Source organism: Trichlorobacter sp. (genome assembly GCF_034008105.1).
Lineage (GTDB): Bacteria > Desulfobacterota > Desulfuromonadia > Geobacterales > Pseudopelobacteraceae > Trichlorobacter.
On record NZ_JAVEPN010000012.1, the window covers coordinates 73937 to 94957 of the forward strand.

Here is a 21021-nt window from a genome sequence, read left to right on the forward strand (position 1 = left end):
TTGCAACGGATGGTTCGTTTTTCGGGGCTTACACGGTTCAGGCTCAGTTGGTTGGTCTGCGCTCTGCTTGCGGTGGTTACAGTGGCTGCACTGCTGGGCGCAACCCGTCAGAAACCGCCTGCCTTTACGCCGGCTGAGCAGGCTTGGCTTGCCAGCCATCCTCAGATCCGGGTCGGCGTTATGGCCGACTGGCCGCCGATTAGCTTTGTCGATCGGCATGGGGTGCCGCAAGGGATTGGTCCTGATGTTGTCAGGGCGCTGAACCAGCGGTTGGGGGGGGCGTTGGTGCTGGTGCCGGGGCCCTTCAGCCACAATTATGAGCTGCTGCTGGAGGGCAAGCTGGATGCCCTGATGGATATCAGTCTGCGTCCGGAACGTGAGTCGCAGCTCAATTTTACCCGTAGCTACATCACGATTCCCCATCTGCTGGTCGGTCGCAAGGGTGGCCCCCCCTTCCGCTCGGAGCACGATCTGGCCGGCAAGACCGTGGCCCTGGAAGAGGGGTTTTACAACGTCACCCATTTTGCCAAAAACTACCCCACTGTCATGGTACGGCAGTACCCCTCGAGCCTGGACGCACTGTATGCCGTAGCCCGGGGCGAGGCCGACGCCTATGCCGGTAACCGGGCCGTGGCGATTCATCTGATCGAACGGGAGTTGTTGACCGAGTTGCGGCTGATGGCGGCCATCAAGGGTCCCAGGTCGGAGCTCCGTCTGGCGACGGCCAGGGATCAGGCCACATTGGCCAGCCTGCTGGACAAGACGTTGGGTGCCCTGCCAACCTCAGAACGAGCGGCTATTGGCGACAAGTGGCTTGCCCACCAGTACGAGAAGACCACCGATTATCGCTTGCTGCTGATGTTGGCCCTGGCGGCTTCGGTAACCATTATTGCCCTGCTTACCGCATTGATGCTGATTTCGCGGCGACTCAACAACCGCCTGCACCAACAGCAGAAATTCTTGCAGGACCTGTTTGAGTACAACGGCACCGGCAACCTGATCGTCTCCTCGGAGCGGATCATCCGTCGGGTGAACCAGCAGTTTTGCGAGATGTTCGGCTACCACAACGATGAGCTGATCGGTCAGTCGGTGCGTCTGCTGCATCTGGACCAGCAGCACCACGATGATTGGGCGCCCACCTTCCTGCAGGCCAGGGATGGCAAGACTCAGCTGCACGCCGAATATCCGCTGCGCCGCAAGGATGGCCGCCCCTTCTGGTGTGTCCTGACCGGGGTCAGGATGCCACTGGATGACGGCGAGGTCGGCGTGGTCTGGAGTCTGTTTGATATCAGCGAGCGCAAGCAGGCCGAACAAAGCCTGCAGCAGGCCAAACAGGAACTGCAGGACTCCCACCAGCGGCTGCTGACCGTGTTGAACGCCCTGGATGCGATCGTCTATGTGGCGGACATGCAGACCTACGAGCTGCTGTACATCAACAAGCAGGTCCAGGAAACCCACGGCGACATCGTTGGTCAGCCCTGCTGGCAGAAGATGCAGGTCGGTCAGAGCGGCCCCTGCGGTTTCTGCAGCAACCAGTATCTGCTGGACGAGCAGGGGGAGCCGCGAGGCGTGTATGTCTGGGAGTTTCAGAACACGCTCACCGGGCACTGGTACGCCATCCGCGACCGGGCCATCCGCTGGGTGGATGGCCGGATCGTGCGGCTGGAGATCGCCACCGACATCACCGAGCGCAAACAGGCAGAAGAGCGTACATTGCAGGCCAAGGAGGCGGCCGAGGCGGCCAACCGGGCCAAGAGCGAGTTTCTGGCCAACATGAGCCACGAGATCCGCACCCCGATGAACGGGGTGATCGGTATGACCCACCTGCTGCGGACCACAACGCTCAACGAGGAGCAACAGCAGTATCTGGAGAGCATCGAGAGCTCGGCCACCAGCCTGGTGTCGTTGATCAGCGATATTCTCGATCTCTCACGGATCGAGGCGGGTAAAATGTCGCTGGAATCCACGGATTTTTCACTGCGTAGTTGTATTCAGGAGCTGCTGGACAGCCAGCGCTACCATCTCCAGATGAAGGATGTACGGGTGGAGACGGCCTTTGCCGATGATCTGCCGGTGCTGCTGCGCGGCGATCAGCTGCGCACCCGGCAGATACTGCTGAACCTTGTGGGTAATGCCATCAAGTTCACCGAGCAGGGCCTGATCACCATCGCCGCAGATCAGGTTTCCCGCACGGGTGATCAGCTGCTGATCCGGCTGACCGTCAGCGACACCGGCATCGGCATGACCCCGGAGGCGATGGAGGGCATCTTCGCCCCCTTTACGCAGGCCGACAGTTCAACCACCCGCAAGTACGGCGGCAGCGGTCTGGGGTTGGCCATCTGTCGCAGGCTGGCTGAACTGATGGGCGGCCGGATTTGGGTTGAGAGTCGGCTTGGCGTTGGCAGCAGCTTCTTTGTGGAACTGCCGTTCCAGGTGCCTGAGCAGTCGCTCGCCACGCGCAGGCAACCGCTGCACACCCAGTTTCCGCTCCGTCCGCTGTCGATTCTGCTGGCTGAAGACAACCAGATCAACGCCCAGTTCATCACCAAAGTGCTGGAGCGCCAGGGGCACCGTGTCACCCTGGCGGAGACTGGTCAGCAGGCATTGGATCTGCTGGCCGGGCAGTCGTTCGATTGTATCCTGATGGATGTGCAGATGCCGGTCATGGGTGGCGATCAGGCCACGCTGATCATTCGTGAGCAGGAGCGCCAGACAGGCGGTCATATCCCGATCATCGCCTTGACGGCCCATGCCATGGATGATGAACGCCAGCGTCTGCTGCAGCAGGGCTTTGATGCCCATGTGGCCAAACCGGTCGATATCGCGTTGCTTGGTGCCGAGTTGCAGCGGCTGACGGCGTAAGATAGCTGACGGCGCAGGTGAGGTTGAATAATGGGGATTGGGCTGACATCGCGACGTGATTTTCTGACCGGCCTGGCGGCCGTGGCGCTTTTACCGCTGCTGCCCGGCTGTGTGCAACGGCCTCCTTTGCGGATTGCGGCCCATCCCTGGCCCGGTTATGAACTGCTCTTTCTGGCCCGGCGCGAGGGTTGGCTCAGCGAAGAGCAGGTGCGGCTGGTGGAGACCAGTTCGGCCACCGTATCGCTGGAAACGCTGGAGCGAGGCACGGCGGATGGCGCCTGTCTCACCCTGGATGAGCTGCTGCGGGCCCGCGACAGCGGCTTGCAGCTGACCGCCGTGCTGGTGTTTGATGTCTCGGCCGGGGCGGATCACATCCTGGCCCGGCCCGGTATCAGCTCCGTCAGGCAGTTGGCCGGCAAGCGGATCGGGGTGGAACAGTCGGCGCTGGGTAGCCTGATGCTGCACCTGAGCTTGCAGACCGCTGGCATGGACTGCTCGCAGTTGACGGTGGTGCCGATGACGCCGGATAACCACCATCAGGTCTGGCAGGCTGGCCACGTGGACGCCATGGTCTGCTATGAGCCGATCGCCAGCCAGATGCAGGCCATGGGCGCCCACAGCATCTTCGACAGCCGCAGTCTGCCGGGGATGATCGTTGATCTGCTGGCGGTGAGGACCGATCTGCTGGATCAGTACACGGAGCAGTTACGCAGCCTGACCAATGCCCATTTCAGGGCGTATCATCATCTGGTGCACAATCCGCAGGATGCCGCCTACAAGCTGGCCGGGCGTCTCACCCTGTCTGCAGACCGCGTGCTTGATGCCTACCGTGGTCTGCAGCTGCCGGTTGCCGGCGCCAACCGGCGCTACCTTCAAGGGAGCAAGGCCCAGTTATTGACCACGGTTCAGACCTTGTCGCCGATCATGGTGCAGCATGGCCTGCTGCAGCAGCCGGCCAGCCTGAAAGGCCTGTTTGATGGCCGTTTCCTTCCCATAGAGGACTTTTGATATGGTCGCAGGTTCGTTTTCGATCCGTATAGCGTTGACGCTGGTCTGTCTGTTGCTCTGCCTGCCGTTACCGGCTCGGGCCGACCGTACCCTGACCCTGGGGGTGCTGGCGATCCAGCCCAAGCCGGCCGCCCTGGCTCGTTGGCAGCCGCTGGCCGACTATCTCAGCCGCAGCCTGGATGGCTACCGCATCGAGTTGTTGGCCCTTGACCAGCAGGAACTGCAGCAGGCCCTGGATAGAAACCAGCTGGACCTGGTGTTCAGCAATGCCTCACACCTGGTGCAACTGCGCCAGAAAAACGCCCTGACCGGCGCCCTGGCCACCTTGGTTGATCTGCAGGAGGGGGTGCCGGTATCCAGTCTGGGGGGGGTAATCTTTACCCGCGCCGACCGCACGGACCTGCAGACTCTGCAGGACCTGAAGGGGAAAAAGGTAGCCGCCTTCAGCGCCAGCGGCAGCCTCGGTTCCTATCCGGTGCCGATCTACGAACTGCGCAAGGCCGACGTCAGGGCAGATCAGCTGAAGATGCTGTTTACCGGCGCCCCGCAGGACCTGGTGGTGCAGGCGGTGCTGGAGGGTAGGGCTGATGCCGGCTTTGTGCGCACCGGGCTGTTGGAGCGGATGGCCGCCAGAAGCGACTTTGATATGGCGCAGATCAAGGTGATCAACCGTCAGCAACTGCCTGGTTTTCCTTTTTTGCTCTCAACGCACCTCTATCCGGAGTGGTCCTTTGTGGCGCTGCCCCAGCTGCCCCACGATGTCGGCCGCAGATTGGCAGCGGCGCTCTTGACCCTTGAGCCGAACAGCACCACGGCCCGCGCCGCAAAAATCTATGGTTTCACCATTCCGGCCGACTACCTGCCGGTGGAGGAGCTGTTGCGGCAGCTACGACTGCCTCCCTTTGAAGAGGCCCCCAACTTTACCCTGCGGGACATCTGGCAGCGTTATCAGGTGCAGTTGCTGCTGATGCTGCTGGCGGTCTGCTGCATTGTCGGACTGAGCGTGATGCTGAGCATCGGTAACCGGCGGCTGGCCGAGGCCCGGCGCGAATCGGAACAGGCAGCCGGCCAGTTACAGACCCTGCTGCAGACCATTCCCGACCTGATCTGGCTCAAGGATGTCGATGGGGTCTACCTGTCCTGTAACCGTCGCTTTGAGCAGTTTTTTGGCGCCACCGAGGCTGAGATCGTCGGCAAGACCGATTACGACTTTGTGGACAAAGAGCTGGCTGACTTTTTCCGGGAGCATGACCGCAAGGCCATGGCCGCCAGTGGCCCCAGCATTAACGAAGAACAGTTGACCTTTGCCAACGATGGTCATAAGGAGCTGATTGAAACCGTCAAGTGTCCCATGTATGGCAAGCGCGGTCAGTTGATCGGCGTGTTGGGCATCGGGCGCAACATCACCGAGCGCAAACAGGCCGAAGAGCGGTTATGGGAATCGAACCAACTGCTCAACGACGCAACCGAACGGGCCACCCAGCTGGCCCGGCAGGCCGAGGCGGCTAACCAGGCCAAGAGTGAATTCTTGGCCAACATGAGCCATGAGATCCGCACCCCGTTGAACGGGGTGATCGGCATGGCCCAATTGCTGGAACTGACCAATCCAACCCCGGAACAGCGCGAATATCTGGGCTATCTGGACATCGCCGCTAACAACCTGCTGGCCCTGATCAGCGACGTGTTGGACCTGTCCAAGATCGAGGCCGGCAAGATTGAACTGGAGTTGGCTGATTTTTCCCTGGCCAAGGCCATCGACGAGGTGGTGGCCACCCAGATCGGACGGATACGACAAAAGAAGCTGGAGCTGGTCACGAACATTGCACAGGACGGCCCGGTTATGGTGCATGGCGACCTGTTGCGCTTCAAGCAGATCGTGCTGAACCTGCTGGGCAACGCCATCAAGTTTACCGAGCAGGGCAGCATCACCATTACCGCACAGGTGGTAGCGCAACAGGATCAGCACGGAACGCTGCGGCTTGATGTCCGGGATACCGGTATCGGCATGTCACCCGACGTACTGGATCGGATTTTTGATAATTTTACCCAGGCTGACAGCTCAACCACCCGCAAGTACGGCGGTAGTGGTCTCGGACTCACCATCTGTCGCCGTCTGGTCAAGTTGATGGGCGGCAGGATTTGGGCCCAATCGATGCCTGACGTCGGTAGCTGTTTCCATGTTGAGTTGCCCTGCACCATCAGTCAGCAGCACGATGGGACCTCCGGCCAGACAACGCCGGAACAGGTCGTCGCCCAGGACGGCAGGTCGCTGTCGGTGCTGGTGGCGGAGGACAATCCCTTGAACGCCACCACCCTGCTGGCTATGCTGCAGCGGATGGGGCACCGGCCTCAGTTGGCCGAGGACGGCCAGAAGGCCCTGGAGGCGTGGCGCCAGGCTGCTTATGACTGCATCCTGATGGATATCCAGATGCCGGTGCTGGATGGCATCCAGGCCGCTGCGGCCATCCGGCAGCAGGAGTACGCCAAGGGCGGTCACATCCCGATCATCGCCCTGACGGCCCATGCCCTGCGTGGCGACCGGCAACGGCTGTTGGCTGAAGGCTTTGACGGCTACCTGCCCAAACCGTTGGAGATGGGGGAGCTGGCCAGGGAGCTGCAGCGTCTGACCATGCAGGAGGCGTTGTGAGCGCCGGTTTTGTCGATCACTTTGCCGGTGTGGCGACGCACTACGCCAGCCACCGTTGTTTTGCTTGACGCTCCACCCTGATCAGCACTACAAACGATGTATGGATCTGCTTTCCCACCTGAACAAACCCCAAAAACAGGCGGTGCTGCACGGCGCAGGACCGCTTTTGATTCTGGCCGGAGCCGGCTCCGGTAAGACCCGCGTCATCACCCACCGCATCGGCCACCTGATCCGGGAACGGGGCGTTCGCCCGGTCAACATCCTGGCGGTGACCTTCACCAACAAGGCAGCCAAGGAGATGGCCGAGCGGGTGCGCAGCCTTTTGGGCAGCGATGATATTCCCCTAGTGGCCACCTTCCACGCCACCTGTGGCCGGATCCTGCGCAAAGAGATCCACCAGCTGGGGTTTGATCAGAACTTCGTGATCTATGACGACAAGGACAGCGAACGGCTGTTGAAGGAGCTGTTGCGCGAGCTGGACCTGGATGAAAAGCGCTTTCCGCCCAAAACCGTGGGGGCCCGGATCGACGATTGCAAGAACCGTGGCCTGTGGCCCGATGAGCTGCCGCTGGGCGATCTCTGGGACCAGCGCTTTAGCCAGATCTACGCCGCCTATCAGGATCGGCTCAAACGCTGCAACGCGCTGGATTTCGGTGATCTGCTGCTGCTGACGGTGCGGCTGTTCGAACAGCAGCCGGCGGTGCTGGCCCGCTGGCAGGAACGGTTCCAGTGGCTGCTGGTGGACGAGTACCAGGACACCAACCCGGTGCAGTACCGCCTGATCCGTCTGCTGGCCGGCGAACGTAAAAATCTGTGCGTGGTGGGGGATGACGACCAGTCGATCTATTCCTGGCGTGGGGCCGACATCCGCAATATCCTGGAGTTTGAGAAGGATTTTCCTGCTGTGACCGTGATCCGGCTGGAGCAGAACTACCGTTCTTCCAGCACGATCCTTAAGGCGGCCGGCGCGGTGGTGGCCAAGAACTTCGGTCGCAAGGGCAAGACCCTCTGGACCGAGAATCCCGACGGTGAGCCGATCCGGGTGCTGCGGCAGGAGAGCGACCGCGACGAGGCCCGTTTTGTGGCCAGCGAGATCAGAAGCCTGCAGCGCCATGGTCTGCCCCTGACCGAGATGGCGGTCTTCTACCGCACCAACGCCCAGTCGCGGCTGGTGGAAGAGGCGCTGGTGGCCGATGGCCTACCGTACCACATCGTGGGTGGCGTCCGGTTTTATGCCCGTCTGGAGGTCAAGGATATCCTGGCCTACCTGCGGCTGCTGGAGAACCCGGCCGATGAACTGTCGCTGAAGCGGATCGTCAACGTGCCGCCGCGCGGCATCGGCGCCGCCACGGTGGACAAGATCGCCGATCTGGCCAGCCGACAGGAGATCTCGCTGCTGGCCGCCCTGCAGCAGGCAGGCCAGGGCAGCCTGCTGGCCAGCGGTCCCCGCAGTAAGGTGGCGGCCTTCAGCGGCCTGCTGCAGCGTTTCAGCAGTTTGGCGACGAACAGTACCCTGCCGGAACTGGTGCGGGCGGTGATGGAGGAGAGCGGCTACCTGGAGCGGCTGCGCCAGAGCCGCGACGAGGATGACAGCGAGCGGCTGGAGAACCTGGAACAGCTGCAGGCGGCGGTGGAGGAGTTCTGTGAAGCCAACCCGGAGGCCGGTCTGTCCGGCTTTCTGGAGCAGGTAGCGCTGGTGGCCGATCTGGAGCGGGGAGAGGCCGGGTCACCGTCGGTAACTCTGATGACCCTGCATGCCGCCAAGGGGCTTGAGTTCAAGGCGGTCTTCATGATCGGCATGGAAGAACGGCTGTTTCCCCATGTGCGTGCCCTGGACGACCTGGACGGCATGGAGGAGGAACGTCGCCTCTGTTACGTGGGGATGACCCGCGCCCGGGAACGGCTGTACCTGCTGCATACCCGGCGTCGACACCTGTTCGGCCAGGAACAGGCCAACCTGCCCTCACGCTTCCTGAAGGATATCCCGGCCGAGCTGCTGGAGGATCAGGGCCAAGGGGCGTGGCAGAGGCACGGGGCAGCGGTCAGGGGGTATGAGACGGCGACCAAAGCTGCTCCTGTCTCGCACAACCTGTCGGCAGTGGCAAGCGCCATCGACGAGGTGGAGCTGGTGCCGGAACCGAGCGAGGAGTACGGCGGCGTCTTTGTGGGGATGCGGGTGCGGCATGCCAAATTCGGCACCGGCACCATCCGCAAGATCGAAGGCCAGGGGGATGACCAGAAGCTGGTGGTCTGGTTCACCACGGTGGGTCCCAAAAAGTTGATGGCCCGCTTTGCCGGGCTGGAGCGGGTATGAAGAAAGAGCCACAGCTGTTGAGCTATCAGTTGATCCAGGAGGCGGAGGACCGCCTGCGCAAGCGGGTGCGGCAGACCGAACTGATCGCCTCGCCCCATTTCAGCGAAAAGGTGGGGCACCCGGTCTTTCTCAAGTGTGAAAACCTGCAGAAGACCGGTGCCTTCAAGCTGCGCGGGGCGATGAACTTCATGACCGCCCGCGATCGTTCAGAGCTGAAGCAGGGGGTAACCGCCGCTTCGGCCGGCAATCACGCCCAGGGGGTGGCCTACGGCGCCGACCTGCTGGGCATCCCGGCCCGCATCTTTATGCCGGAAACCACGCCGCCCCAGAAGGTGCAGGCCACCCGTGACCTGGGGGCCCAGGTGGTGCTGACCGGCGCCAACTTCGACGAATCGTTCGCTGCGGCCCAGGCCGACAGCCAGCAGTGCGGTACGGTCTTCATCCACCCCTTTGACGATCCGCTGGTGATGGCCGGCCAGGGCACCATCGGCCTGGAGATTCTGAAGGAGCTGCCTGATGTCGAAACGGTGATCGTGCCGGTGGGGGGCGGCGGACTGCTGGCCGGCGTGGTTACCGCCATCAAGGAGACCCATCCCCAGGTGCGGGTGGTGGGGGTCGAATCGGCGGCCGCCCCCTGCATGTATCGGGCGGTGCGTGACAACCGGATCAGCGAGGTGCCGCTCAAGCTGACCATCGCCGATGGTATCGCCGTCAAAAAGGCCGGTCAGCTGACCACGCCGATTATTAGGCGGCTGGTCGATGAGATCGTGCTGGTGGAGGAGGAGGAGATCGCCTTGGCGATCGTGGCACTGCTGGAACGCAGCAAGCTGCTGGTGGAGGGGGCAGGCGCGGTGACCCTGGCCGCCCTTTTGAACGGCAAGCTGGCCGGGCCGCTGGGTAAGACGGTCTGTCTGTTGTCAGGCGGCAATATCGATGTGCGCACCCTGGCGCTGGTGGTGGAACGGGGCCTGTTGGCGGCCGGTCGCTACCTCAAGCTGCGGATCGAGATGCAGGATGCCCCCGGCGCGTTGGCCCAGTTGGCCACCGATCTGGCCACGGTGCGGGCCAATATCCACGACATCACCCACGACCGGCGTACCAGGGGGGTGGTGATGGGTAGCACGGCGGTGCAGTTGCTCCTGGAGACCCGTGGCCAGGACCATGCTGACGAGATTGTGGCGGCCCTGCAACAGCGCGGGTATTGTTTGGAACTGTCTGAGGACTAGCGGGCTGTTTCGGCCAGCTGCTTTTTGACCAGGCCTTCGATGACCCGCTCGGCGCCGGCGGCGAAGCCCATGATCTGCTCTCGTACGACACCGTTCTGGTCGATCAGGTAGAGCACCGGCAGGGCACGCACGCCGTAGTCGGCGGTCACCTTGCTGCTGGCCATGACGATCGGGTAGGGGATTTTGTGCTGCTGTACGTACTCCTTGACGATCCGTTCGCCGCCTTCATCGACGCTCATGCCGATCACCTGCAGCCCCTGTTTGGCGTACTTGCGGTGCAGTTCAGCCAGAAAAGGGATCGATTCACGGCAGGGGGGACACCAGGTGGCCCAGAAATCAAGGATCACCACCGAGCCTTTCAGGCCATCACTGGAGATCGGCTGACCCGAGATGGCAAAGGCCTTGAAGGCCGGCGCCGGTTGACCGCGCCGCGGAGCGGCATCGGCGCTGACGACACAAAACAACAGGGCTGCAGCGCAGAACGCTGCAGCCCGTTTTAACGTAGCTACCGAATGGCGCATGGTGTTAGAGCGCCTTGGCAATCAGGGCGTCCAGCTGCGACTTGGGTACGGCGCCCACTACCTGGTCAACGATGGCGCCGCCCTTGAACAGGATCAGGGTCGGGATGCCGCGCACGCCGTATTTGCCGGGGGTGGCCGGGTTGTCGTCCACGTTGACCTTGCCGACCTTGACCTTGCCGTTGTAGTCATCGGCCACGGCGTCAATCAGAGGGGCAATCGCCTTGCAGGGAGCGCACCAGGTGGCCCAGAAATCCACCAGCACCGGAATGTCGGATTGCAGTACCTCGCGGTCAAAATTGGCATCGGTAAAGGTCATCACGTTGTCGCTAGCCATGGATGCAGGCCTCCTTTAGGCAATGTATTCAACTTTTTGAATAATACTGCGGATCGGAAAATTTGCAAGCAAAAACGTCCGGCAGCAGAGCCGTACAAACGTCTGAAGCGGCTTGAGAGCTGATGCGGCAGCGTTGCGAAAAGTCATTGACGCTGGGTTGCGCTCACACGTAGAATACCAACCCTCATTAAAAAGCTGCTACTTCAAGCCGGGCGGGATCGCCTGTTAGGTCCGCGCCCCTGGATGCCGTGCCCATGACCGATATATCATTCTACCTGACCCTGGCCTTGTACGGTGTTACCACCCTGCTCTACCTGGCCTGCCTGTTGCGTTCAACCCCCTGCCTGTCCGGTTTGGCCCGCAAGCTGCTGGTGGCCGGCTTTCTGGCCCACTGTCTGGCGGTGATCCATCGCGCCATCGCCGCCGGCCATCTGCCGATCACCAACATGCACGAATCGCTCTCCTTCTTTGCGCTGTCGATCGTGGCGGCCTACCTGTACTTCGAGTTCCGTTTCAAGGTGACCAGCCTGGGCTCCTTTGTGCTGCCGCTGGTGCTGGTGCTGATGATCGGCTCCAGCGTCTTTCCCGGAGAGCTGCGCCCCTTGAATCCGGCGCTCAAATCCGCCTGGATCTACTCCCATACCCTGCTGGCCTTCGGCGCCTACGCCTTCTTCACCATCGCCGGCGGCGTGGCCGGCATGTACCTGCTGCAATCCCATTTCCTGAAAAAGAAGCAGTTGGGCACCCTGTTTCAGAAACTGCCCTCCCTGGATACCCTGGATGAGATCGGCTACCGCTGCCTGACCTTCGGCTTTCCGATGCTGACCGTGGCGATCATCACCGGCGCCATCTGGGCCGCCCAGGCCTGGGGCAGCTACTGGAGCTGGGACCCCAAGGAAACCTGGTCGCTGATCACCTGGTTTGTATTTGCCGCCCTGCTGCACGGGCGCCTGACCACCGGCTGGCGCGGCCGGCGTGCCGCCTGGCTGACCGTGGCCGGCTTTCTGATCATGCTGTTTACCTTCATCGGGGTCAATCTCTTGATCCCCGGTCTGCACAGTTACAACTAAGGGGCGCTGACGGATGAATATCATTGTTGTCGGCCTGTCCCACAAAACCGCCTCGGTGGAGATCCGCGAGAAGGTGGCCTTCTCCCCCAACAGCATCGAGCAGCCGCTCAAGGCCCTGCTGGCGCTGGAGGGGATCGTTGAGGGGGTGATCGTTTCCACCTGCAACCGGGTGGAGATCTACGCCACCACCCGTGACATTGCCGGCGGTGTCGGCCGTCTGCGTCGTTTCCTGGCCGACTGGCACCACCTGCCCTACGACACGATTGAGCCCCATCTCTACAGCTATCATGGTGAGGCGGCCATCCGACACGTCTTCCGGGTGGCCTCGTCGCTGGATTCGATGGTGGTGGGGGAACCGCAGATCCTGGGGCAGATCAAGACCTCCTACGGCTATGCCGCTGAATACGGCAGTTCCGGCATCATCCTCAACCGTTTCCTGCACAAGGCCTTTTCGGTGGCCAAACGGGTGCGCACCGAGACCAGGATCGCCTCGTCGGCGGTATCGGTCTCCTTTGCCGCTGTGGAGCTGGCCCGCAAGATCTTCGACAGCCTGTCCGACAAGACGGTCCTGCTGATCGGGGCCGGCGAGATGTGCGAGCTGGCAGCCCGCCATTTTCTGACCAACGGCGCCAAAGGGGTGCTGGTCACCAACCGGACCTATGAGAAGGCCCAGCGGCTGGCCGAAGAGTTCGAGGGGCAGGCGCTGCCCTTTGAGGAGCTGTTCGACCATCTGCACAAGGCCGACATCATCCTGACCTCCACCGGCGCACCGCACTTCATCGTGACCCCCAAGGACCTGAAAGAGGTGATCCAGCGGCGGCGGATGAAACCGATGTTCTTCATCGACATTGCGGTGCCGCGGGATATCGATCCGGCGGTCAACGAGCTGGACTCGATCTACCTGTACGACATGGACGACCTGCAGCAGGTGGTGGCCGCCAACCTGGAAAACCGGATGCAGGAGGCCGAAAAGGCCGAGGCGATCATCGCTGAGGAGATCGTCCAGTTTGCCAAGTGGATCGCCACCCTGGAGGTGACCCCCACCATTGTGGCCCTGCGCCGGCGGCTGGATGATCTGCGGCGCGCCGAGTTGGCCCGCACCCTGGTGGCCTGGAAGGATGCGCCCCCCGATGTGGAGAAGCGTCTGGACGCCCTGACCACGGCCCTGATCAACAAGATCCTGCACCAGCCGACCATTGTCCTGAAACGTACCGGCCAGGGCAATCGCACCGATCTGTACCTGGATGCGCTGCGGGCCCTGTTTGATCTTGAGCTGGGCGTTGATGAAGCGGACAGCCCGCTGGAACTGGAAGAACCACCCACTACCCCTTAAGGAGTTAGCAATATGGCACCCTCACGTTTGCGTATCGGCACCCGCGCCAGTCAACTGGCCCTCTGGCAGGCCAATTGGACCAAGTCGCAGCTGGAACAACGTTACCCCGGCATTGTGGTGGAACTGGTCAAGATCAAGACCATGGGCGACAAGATCCTGGATGTGCCGCTGGCCCAGGTGGGCGGCAAGGGGCTGTTCGTCAAGGAGATTGAAGAGGCGATGCTGCGGGGCGAGATCGACCTGGCGGTACACAGCATGAAGGACGTGCCCACCGAGTTTCCCGATGGCCTGGGGCTGGTGGTGACCACCGAGCGTGAAGATCCCCGCGACGCCTTTATCGCTGACGGCATTACCTTCAGCCAGCTGCGCCAGGGTGCCCGCATCGGCACCAGCGCCCTGCGGCGTCAGGCACAGTTGCTGAAAGCCCGGCCTGACCTGGAGATGGTCATCATCCGTGGCAATGTGGAGACCCGTATCCGCAAGCTGAAAGAAGACAACCTGGATGCGGTGATCCTGGCTGCCGCCGGTCTGAACCGGCTGGGCTTCACCGACGTGATCAGCGAGCTGCTGGATACCGATTTCTCGATCCCGGCCATCGGCCAGGGGGCGCTGGGTCTGGAGTGCCGGCTGGATGACGCCGCCACCATCGAGGCGCTGGCATTCCTGAACCATGCCGATACCGCCGCTGCAGTGGCGGCCGAGCGCGCCCTGCTCAAGCGCTGCGAAGGCGGCTGCCAGGTGCCGATCGCGGCCCACGGCACCGTCAGCGACGCAACCCTGACCCTGGTTGGCTTCATCGCCTCGGTGGATGGCAGCCAGACCGTGCGCGACAGCATCAGCGGACCGGCCACTGACGCCGTGCGCCTGGGCAGCGAACTGGCCGACCGGCTGTTGGCCAGCGGTGGCAAGCAGATCCTTGAGGAGGTCTACCAGCGGGAACTGGGCCACTGAGCCGATGGCCTCCCTTGCTGGCAAACGGGTGCTGGTGACCCGTGCCGTTGAACAGGCCGGTGCTTTTGTGATGCAACTACAGGAGCTCGGGGCACGGGTGGTGGAATGCCCCACCATCCAGCTGGCACCCCCCGAACAGTGGGAACCGGTGGATGCCGCCCTGCGACAGCTGTCCGACGTTGACTGGCTGATCCTGACCTCGGCTAACGGGGTCAGGTTTTTTTTCGAGCGTCTCGTAGAGCTGGGGCTCTCGGCAGCTGCGCTGCAGGGCTGCAAGATCTGTGTGGTGGGTCCCAAGACGGCTGAGGCGCTGACGCTGCGAGGCGTCACGGCCGATCTGGTGCCGGAGCAGTTTACCGGCGAAGGGGTGGTGGCCGCCTTTGCCGTACACGATCTGCGGTGCAAGCGGGTGCTGTTTCCCAAGGCGGCCGGTGCCCGCGACGTGATACCCCGTCTGTTGGCGGCGCAGGGGGCCGAGGTGCTGGATCCGGTGCTGTACCGCACCTTGCTGCCGGAACAGTTGCCGGAGGCGGCGCGTAACGCATTGGAACGGCACGAACTGGACCTGGCGATCTTCAGCTCGCCCTCCACGGTACAGAACCTGGCGCTGTTGGTGGGGGGCGCCGATCGGCTGGTGCAGCTGCTGCAGGGGGTGGCGGTGGCCTCCATCGGGCCGATTACCAGCCGGGCCTGTCGGGAACTGGGTCTGACGGTGGCGGTGGAGCCGACCCAGGCGACCTTGCCCGATCTGCTTGCCGCCCTGGAAGCTTCCGTCATCACCTGATAAATGAGTACTGACGTGCTGAGACGTAAGAAACCCCTGCCGGTGCCCCGGCAGGGGTTTCTTGGTGTCGCACTATGGGTGCTGGCCTTAGTCGTTGATCAGTTGCAGCATCTTGGCCGCCACATCCTGGCCACTGATGTTGTAGCTACCCTGGGCCAGCTGCTCTTTGATCTGGTTGACCTTCTCCCAGCGCACCTCACCGTTGGACGGCTGGACCTCGGCCACCTTGGCCATCAGGTCGGACAGCTGCACCTGGAACGGCTTCTCAGCGCCCTGGGCGGCGTTGGCGTAACGGCTTTTGGTCGTCTCGTTGTTACGCATGACCGGCTGTACGCCAAAAACCATGGCCTGTGAACTGGTATCAATCCTCATGGTTGCATCCTCCATTGCTACTATCATCGGCGGGGTGCTTAAAAAACTTAAGCACCTTCATTGCAATACCAGCTGCTGCACCGTGCCGATGCTTGATAATGGCCGATCGAACGCCTTTGCATCGCCCACCACCACCAGCTTGAAGGTCTCTGGCCGCAGGTGTCTGCGGGCGGCCCTGAGCAGGTCCTCGCGGGTGACGGCGGCAATCCGTTCGCGGTAGCGATCAAGGTAGTCGGGCTGGTAGCCGTAAAACTCCAGCCGGGCCTGCTGCAGCACGATGCTGGCCGGCGAGGTGAAGCCGAACAGGAACGAGTTGATGATCGACTCCTTGGCCAGCTTGAGCTCTTGCTCACTGACCGGCTCGCTGCGGATCCCTTTGATGATCCCGGTCATCAGGTCAATTACCTTGAGAGTGGCATCGGCCCGGGTCTCGGTCTCAGCCATGAAGCTGCCGGTGAAGCGGCGGCCCACATCGAAATGGCTGCCGACGTTGTAGGCCAAACCACGGTTGGTGCGGATCTCCATCATCAGTCGTGAGGTGAAGCTGCCCCCCAGGATGAAATCCAGCACCCGTATCGCGTACAGATCGGGATCATCCTTGGTGATGCCCAGGTGTCCCAGCCGGATCACCGACTGGTTGACCTGTTTGGCGGCATACAGCACCGCTGGTTTATCGTTGGTTGGCACCGCAGGGATGGTTGGCAGAGCCAGCGCGCCGACCGGGCGCACGGAGCCGACGCTCCGGTTGAGCTGGTGGATGATCTGGCTGCGGTCGAAATCACCGGACACCGTGATGATCAGGTTGTCGGGCCGGACAAAGCGTCGGTGGAAGGCCTGCAGGTCACTGCGCTTGATGGCCTGCAAGGTGGCGGCCGTGGGGATCTGGCCCAGCGGGTGGCCGGCATACAGCGCCTTGGTCAGCTCGCGGTCTCCCACCTCCTTGGGGTCATCGTTCTGGCGGCGAAGTGCCTCCAGGGCCTGACGACGAGCGATCTCGAACCGTTGCTCGTCGAAGCGGGGGCTGAACAGCACATCGCTGAACAGTTCCAAGGTGCGGGGCAGGTTTCTGGTCAGGCTGGTCATGGTGACCATGCCGTTGTCGCTGCCAAAGGTACTCTCTACCCCTGAGGCCATGAACTCAAGCTCTTCGTCCAGCTGGCGCGGTTGCAGGGCCGTGGTGCCGCCGCCCCGCAGCTGCGAGCCGGTCAGTTGGGCCAGACCGCTTTGAGCGGCCGGATCATAGACCGAACCGGTGCGGATCAGGGCGCTTACGGTTACGATCGGCAGTTCGCGATCCTGCAGCAGGTAGGCCGGGGTTCCGTTCTTCAGCAACACCCGTTCCGTCTTGGGGATGGTGAAGCTGAGTGGCGGAAAGTTCATGCTGCGCGGATTGGCCCGTTCGGCCCCCCACGCGCAGCCCAGGTTCAGCAGTCCCAGCAGGAGGGCATAGATCACGATTCTCATGGTGCTGCCCTCCCTGTGCCTTTTTTAACCAGGGTGCCGACGATCCGGTTTTCGCGGGTAAAGTAGTTGCGGGCCACCCGTTGCAGGTCGGCCGGGGTGACTTTTTCGATCTTGGCGCGGTAACTGGTCAGAAAACGCCAGGAGCCGGTCACTGCCTCGTACTCGGTCAGATTGCGGGCCAGGCCGCCGTTGGTGCCCATGCGGCGGGCCTCCTCGTATTCTAGTCGGTTCAGAATCTGCTGCAGCTCCCGTTGAGTGACCGGTTCGGTCTTGAGTCGTTCCAGTTCTGCCAGCAGCGCCTGCTCCACCTCGGCGGTGGTGTGGGGCGCCCGCGGTGTGGCGTGCAGCACAAACAGGTTGGGATAGCGGCTGCCCGGTGCATCAAAGACCGCAACGTCGGTGGCCAGCTGTTTCTCCAGCACCAGCGAGCGGTAGAGCCGCGAGGTGCGGCCCTGGCCCAGGATGGCGGCCAGCACGTCGAACAGTTCGTCGTCCGTGGCGCCTAAGGCAGTCTTGTGGAAGCCGATCACCACCTCCGGCTCGGCATCGCCGATCACCTCCACCCGGCGTTCACCCCGCTGTCGTTCCTCCTGCACCGCCACCTCCGGCACCGGTGTGCCGGGGGGCAGATCGCCAAAGTAGCGTCTCACCAGGGCGATCACCGCTGTGGGATCGATATCGCCCACCACGGCGATGATGGCGTTGTTGGGGGCGTAGAACCGTTTCAGGAAGTTCTCGGCCTTGGTGCGGGAAAGCTGCTCAATATCCGGCATCCAGCCGATGATCGGCTGGCCGTAGGGATGGGCGTTGTAGGCGCTGGCGATGAAGGTTTCCCACAGCTTGGCCCCTGGCTCGGCATCGTAGGAGCGGCGGCGCTCCTCCATCACCACCGAACGTTCGCTGTAGAATTCGCGCAGCACCGGGTTGCGCATCCGGTCCGATTCGATGGCGGCCCACAGCTCAAGCTTGTTGGCCGGCAGCGAGATCAGGTAGGTGGTGCCGTCCTTGCTGGTGAAGGCGTTGTAGCCGGAGCCGCCGTTGCGGGCGTACAGGTCGAAGAATTCATCCTTGACCACGTACTGTTGGGCCTGTTTTTCAAGGTCGGCCAGCTGCTGTTCGAGGCGCTTGATCAGTGCGGTGTCGGCCTTGATCCCCTTAGCGCGCTCGGCCAGCAGCCGCTGGGCTGTGGCTTCAATCGACTCCAGCAGTGGTTTTTCCGCAGCGTAATCCCTGGTGCCCAGGCTGGTGGTACCCTTGAACAGCATATGCTCCAGCAGGTGGGCGATGCCTCGCTCATCGCTGCGTTCGTCCACGCTGCCCACCTTGAAGCGTATCCAGGCCGATACGGTGGGAGACGTGTGCCGTTCCACCATCAGCAGTTTGAGTCCATTGGCAAAGGTGTGTTCAATCACTTTTTCGTCAAGTCCGGCGGCCTGCAGCGGCACAGCTGCGGCCAGCCAGAGGCCGATCAGTACTCCATACAGCAGACGTTTCATCGTTGGTCGTTCCTCCTAAAACAGCGACAGCTTTACATAGCGGCCGGGGTTCTGCCTGATGTCGGCCACCAGTGCGTCCAGCGCCTCCACGGTTGTGTTCAGCTTGTCGTACAGTTCCTTGTCACTGATCAGCTTGCCCACGGTGCCGTCACCGGCTTTCAGCTGTGCCGTCATAACCTCCAGGTCCTGCATCGAGCGGTCGGCCCGGGTGATCAGCGAAAGGCTCTTGTCATAGAGCTGCCGGTCGTTGAGCAGCATGCCGAGGGTGGAATCTTTCGAGGTCAGTTTGCGGTTCAGCTCCCGTACGTCGTCAGCGGCTTGAATGCTCTTGTCCGCCAGGGCGGTCAGCTTGGTGTAGAGGCTTTTGTCGTAGATCAGACGGCTTAAGGTTCCTTCCGAGTTCTGGATATCCTGCAGGGTCTGGTCAGCCCGGCTGAGGATGCTCATCAGTTTGTCGTAGGGTTCGCTGCTGCGGGTAAAACGTCCCAGGCTGCCCTGGCCGCGGTTGATGGCGGCGGTCAGTTCACGCAACTCGGCCGAGAGCTGCACCGTGTTGGTGTAGAGCGTGGTGTCGGTGGCCAGTTTGCCCAAGGTGCCCTTGCCCTGGCGGATGTCGTCCACGATCCCGTTCAGCCGGTCGAAGGTGACCCCGGCCTTCTGAGCAACATCGTCCAGGGTGTGCACCGTCTGGCCGCTGAAGTTGTCCCCCGGCTGTTCGTAATAGTGCTGCGAAGGGACGATATCCACATATTTTTCACCCATCAGGCCGCGGGTCTTGATGGTGATCCGCGAGTCGGGTCCCACCTTTTTCAGGGCCTCCCGTTCTACCTCCATGGTGATCTTGACCTCGTTGCTGCGGCGCGGGTCCTTGAAGCGGATGTCCTGCACCACCCCCACATCCACCCCAGCCAGCCAGACCGGCGCCCCCACCTTGAGTCCGATTACATTGGACATGGTGATGCTGAGGGTGTTGGTAGGGGTGAACAGCTTGGTCTTCTGGCCCATCAACAGGATCGCCCCGGCCAGCACCAGCAGGGTCACCAGGATAAAGATACCGGCCCGTACCTGGGCCCAACCGATCTGATTACTCCGTTCCATAGGTCACCGTCTCAGACAAAAAGTGATGCATCAGTTGGCTGCAGAAACTCGCGCACATTGGGTAACGGGCAGGCCTTCAACGCTTCTTCGTCGCCGTCAAAGGCCAGCCGGCTTTCGTGCAGCAAGGAAAAACGCTGCGAAGTGGCAAAGGCGGTCGCCAGGTCGTGGGTCACCATCAGGGTGGTCTTGCCGTCCTCCTGCAAGCGCCGCATCAGGCTGACGATGTTGTAGACCCCGATCGGGTCCAGGCCGGTGGTCGGTTCATCAAAAAAGATGTACTCCGGGTCGGCCGCCAGGGCACGGGCAATGGCCACCCGCTTCTTCATGCCGCCCGACAACTCGGCCGGGTAGAGGTTTAAGGCAGGTTCCACCCCCACGAAGCGCAGCTTCTCCCGCACGATCTCTTCGATCTCGCGCTCGGAGAGCCGACCTTCCTCGAACAGACGGTAGCCCACGTTCTCCCCCACGGTCATCGAGTCGAACAGGGCGCCGCCCTGAAAGACGATGGCAATCTTTTTACGCTGCTCGCGGTACTCAGCCTCGGGCCGGCCGGTGATCTCCATGCCGTTGATCAGGATCCGGCCCGATTGGGGATGGATCAGCCCCAGCAGCAGCTTGAGGATGGTGGTCTTGCCGGAACCGCTCACCCCCAGGATGGTGCGGTTGACTCCCCGTTCCAGCAGCAGATCGAAGTCGGTCAGGATGGTGCGGCCGCCCACCGTGTAGCAGACCTGTTCCATCCGTATGCACTGGTCGTCAGTTGCCATGTTATCTGAACACCACAATCAGTTTAGCCAGGAAGAAGTCCACCATCAGCACCGTCACCGAGGCGACCACCACCGCCCGTTTGGCCGCTGCCCCCACCCCTTCGGCGCCGCCGCCGGTATTCAGGCCGGTGTGGCAGGCGATCATGGTGATCAGCCCGCCGAAGGCCAACGGTTTGATCAGTCCTTCAAAGTAGTCGATCGGGAACAGAAACTGGGTGAAGGATGAGAGGTACATGGTGGGGCTGATGCCGTAGCCGGCGGCGATCAGGTAGCCCCCCAGGAGCGACACGCCGTCGGTCATGATCGCCAACAGCGGCATGGCCAGCAGCATCGCCTTCAGCCGCGGGGTCACCAGTCTCTGGACGATGTCGGTCCCCTCCACCCGCATGGCGTCCACCTGCTCGGTCACCACCATCGTGCCCAGTTCGGCGGTGATGGCTGACCCGACCCGACCGGCCACCATCAGGGCCGACAGCACCGGCCCCAGCTCCTTGATCATGGTCACCGCCACCATGCCGCCGATGTAGCTGGTGGCGGCAAACGGTTTCAGCTGGATCATGAACTGTAGTGCCATCACCATGCCGGTGAACAGGCCGGTCAGGAAGCAGATCACGATCGAACCGAAGCCCAGCTTGTCGAACTGGATCGCAAAGTCGCGGTAGTACCAGGGACGTTGGAAGATGCGCTGCAGGGCCTGGCCGCTTAAGGCGAAGAACCCCTGCAGTTCCGCCAGAAAGCGGATCGCGGCGCGGTCGATCGAGGCCAGTTGCATCG

17 protein-coding genes are annotated in these 21021 nt (G+C 62.3%); 9 read left to right on the forward strand and 8 right to left on the reverse strand.

Annotation, left to right across the window (positions count from 1 at the left end):
• The first annotated feature begins 81 nt into the window (after positions 1–81).
• From RBQ93_RS08770 to ilvA, 5 genes are all read left to right on the forward strand, one after another.
• The gene (locus RBQ93_RS08770) at positions 82–2862 is read left to right on the forward strand and encodes an ATP-binding protein (protein ID WP_320371730.1); all 2781 of its coding nucleotides are present in this window, start codon (positions 82–84) and stop codon (positions 2860–2862) included.
• A gap of 30 nt (positions 2863–2892) precedes the next feature.
• On the forward strand, positions 2893–3870 hold the full coding sequence (locus tag RBQ93_RS08775) for an ABC transporter substrate-binding protein (RefSeq protein WP_320371731.1): 978 nt from the start codon (positions 2893–2895) through the stop codon (positions 3868–3870).
• A gap of 1 nt (position 3871) precedes the next feature.
• Positions 3872–6517 (forward strand): PhnD/SsuA/transferrin family substrate-binding protein, encoded by a 2646-nt coding sequence (locus RBQ93_RS08780; protein ID WP_320371732.1) that lies wholly within the window; start codon positions 3872–3874, stop codon positions 6515–6517.
• 100 nt (positions 6518–6617) lie between these two features.
• Positions 6618–8831, forward strand: a complete 2214-nt coding sequence (locus tag RBQ93_RS08785) for an ATP-dependent helicase (RefSeq protein ID WP_320371733.1) — start codon at positions 6618–6620, stop codon at positions 8829–8831.
• A gap of 14 nt (positions 8832–8845) precedes the next feature.
• Positions 8846–10057 (forward strand): threonine ammonia-lyase, encoded by a 1212-nt coding sequence (gene ilvA / locus RBQ93_RS08790; protein ID WP_320371758.1) that lies wholly within the window; start codon positions 8846–8848, stop codon positions 10055–10057.
• Here the strand turns inward: ilvA and RBQ93_RS08795 are convergent.
• Complete coding sequence (locus RBQ93_RS08795; protein ID WP_320371734.1) at positions 10054–10578, reverse strand: TlpA disulfide reductase family protein; 525 nt, start codon at positions 10576–10578, stop codon at positions 10054–10056. The two genes, ilvA and RBQ93_RS08795, sit on opposite strands and share 4 nt — an antisense overlap.
• 4 nt (positions 10579–10582) lie before the next feature.
• Positions 10583–10912, reverse strand: a complete 330-nt coding sequence (gene trxA, locus RBQ93_RS08800; RefSeq protein ID WP_320371735.1) for a thioredoxin — start codon at positions 10910–10912, stop codon at positions 10583–10585.
• A 254-nt stretch (positions 10913–11166) separates the two neighbouring features.
• On the opposite strand from trxA, the gene ccsB reads away from it, so the two are divergent.
• From ccsB to RBQ93_RS08820, 4 genes are read left to right on the forward strand one after another with little or no spacing between them, the layout of a single operon-like run.
• Complete coding sequence (ccsB, locus tag RBQ93_RS08805; RefSeq protein ID WP_320371736.1) at positions 11167–11982, forward strand: c-type cytochrome biogenesis protein CcsB; 816 nt, start codon at positions 11167–11169, stop codon at positions 11980–11982.
• Between the two features lie 13 nt (positions 11983–11995).
• Entirely contained in the window at positions 11996–13315 is a 1320-nt protein-coding gene (hemA, locus tag RBQ93_RS08810) for a glutamyl-tRNA reductase (RefSeq protein WP_320371737.1), read from the forward strand.
• A gap of 12 nt (positions 13316–13327) precedes the next feature.
• A complete protein-coding gene (gene hemC, locus RBQ93_RS08815) occupies positions 13328–14266 on the forward strand; it encodes a hydroxymethylbilane synthase (RefSeq protein WP_320371738.1) in 939 nt (312 codons plus the stop codon).
• A gap of 4 nt (positions 14267–14270) precedes the next feature.
• Entirely contained in the window at positions 14271–15050 is a 780-nt protein-coding gene (locus tag RBQ93_RS08820) for a uroporphyrinogen-III synthase (protein WP_320371739.1), read from the forward strand.
• 87 nt (positions 15051–15137) lie between these two features.
• Here RBQ93_RS08820 and flgM read toward each other — a convergent pair whose 3' ends face one another.
• From flgM to RBQ93_RS08850, 6 genes are read right to left on the reverse strand one after another with little or no spacing between them, the layout of a single operon-like run.
• On the reverse strand, positions 15138–15422 hold the full coding sequence (gene flgM, locus RBQ93_RS08825) for a flagellar biosynthesis anti-sigma factor FlgM (RefSeq protein WP_320371740.1): 285 nt from the start codon (positions 15420–15422) through the stop codon (positions 15138–15140).
• Between the two features lie 57 nt (positions 15423–15479).
• Positions 15480–16886 carry a pitrilysin family protein gene (locus RBQ93_RS08830; RefSeq protein WP_320371741.1) on the reverse strand — a complete coding sequence of 469 codons (1407 nt, stop codon included), beginning with the start codon at positions 16884–16886 and terminating at the stop codon, positions 15480–15482.
• Positions 16883–18382 (reverse strand): pitrilysin family protein, encoded by a 1500-nt coding sequence (locus tag RBQ93_RS08835; RefSeq protein WP_320371742.1) that lies wholly within the window; start codon positions 18380–18382, stop codon positions 16883–16885. The genes RBQ93_RS08830 and RBQ93_RS08835 overlap by 4 nt, the downstream gene beginning before the upstream one ends.
• Before the next feature lie 15 nt (positions 18383–18397).
• Positions 18398–19480, reverse strand: a complete 1083-nt coding sequence (locus tag RBQ93_RS08840; protein WP_320371743.1) for an MlaD family protein — start codon at positions 19478–19480, stop codon at positions 18398–18400.
• Between the two features lie 11 nt (positions 19481–19491).
• Entirely contained in the window at positions 19492–20247 is a 756-nt protein-coding gene (locus RBQ93_RS08845; RefSeq protein ID WP_320371744.1) for an ABC transporter ATP-binding protein, read from the reverse strand.
• A gap of 1 nt (position 20248) precedes the next feature.
• The gene (locus RBQ93_RS08850; protein ID WP_320371745.1) at positions 20249–21019 is read right to left on the reverse strand and encodes an ABC transporter permease; all 771 of its coding nucleotides are present in this window, start codon (positions 21017–21019) and stop codon (positions 20249–20251) included.
• Positions 21020–21021 lie beyond the last annotated feature (2 nt).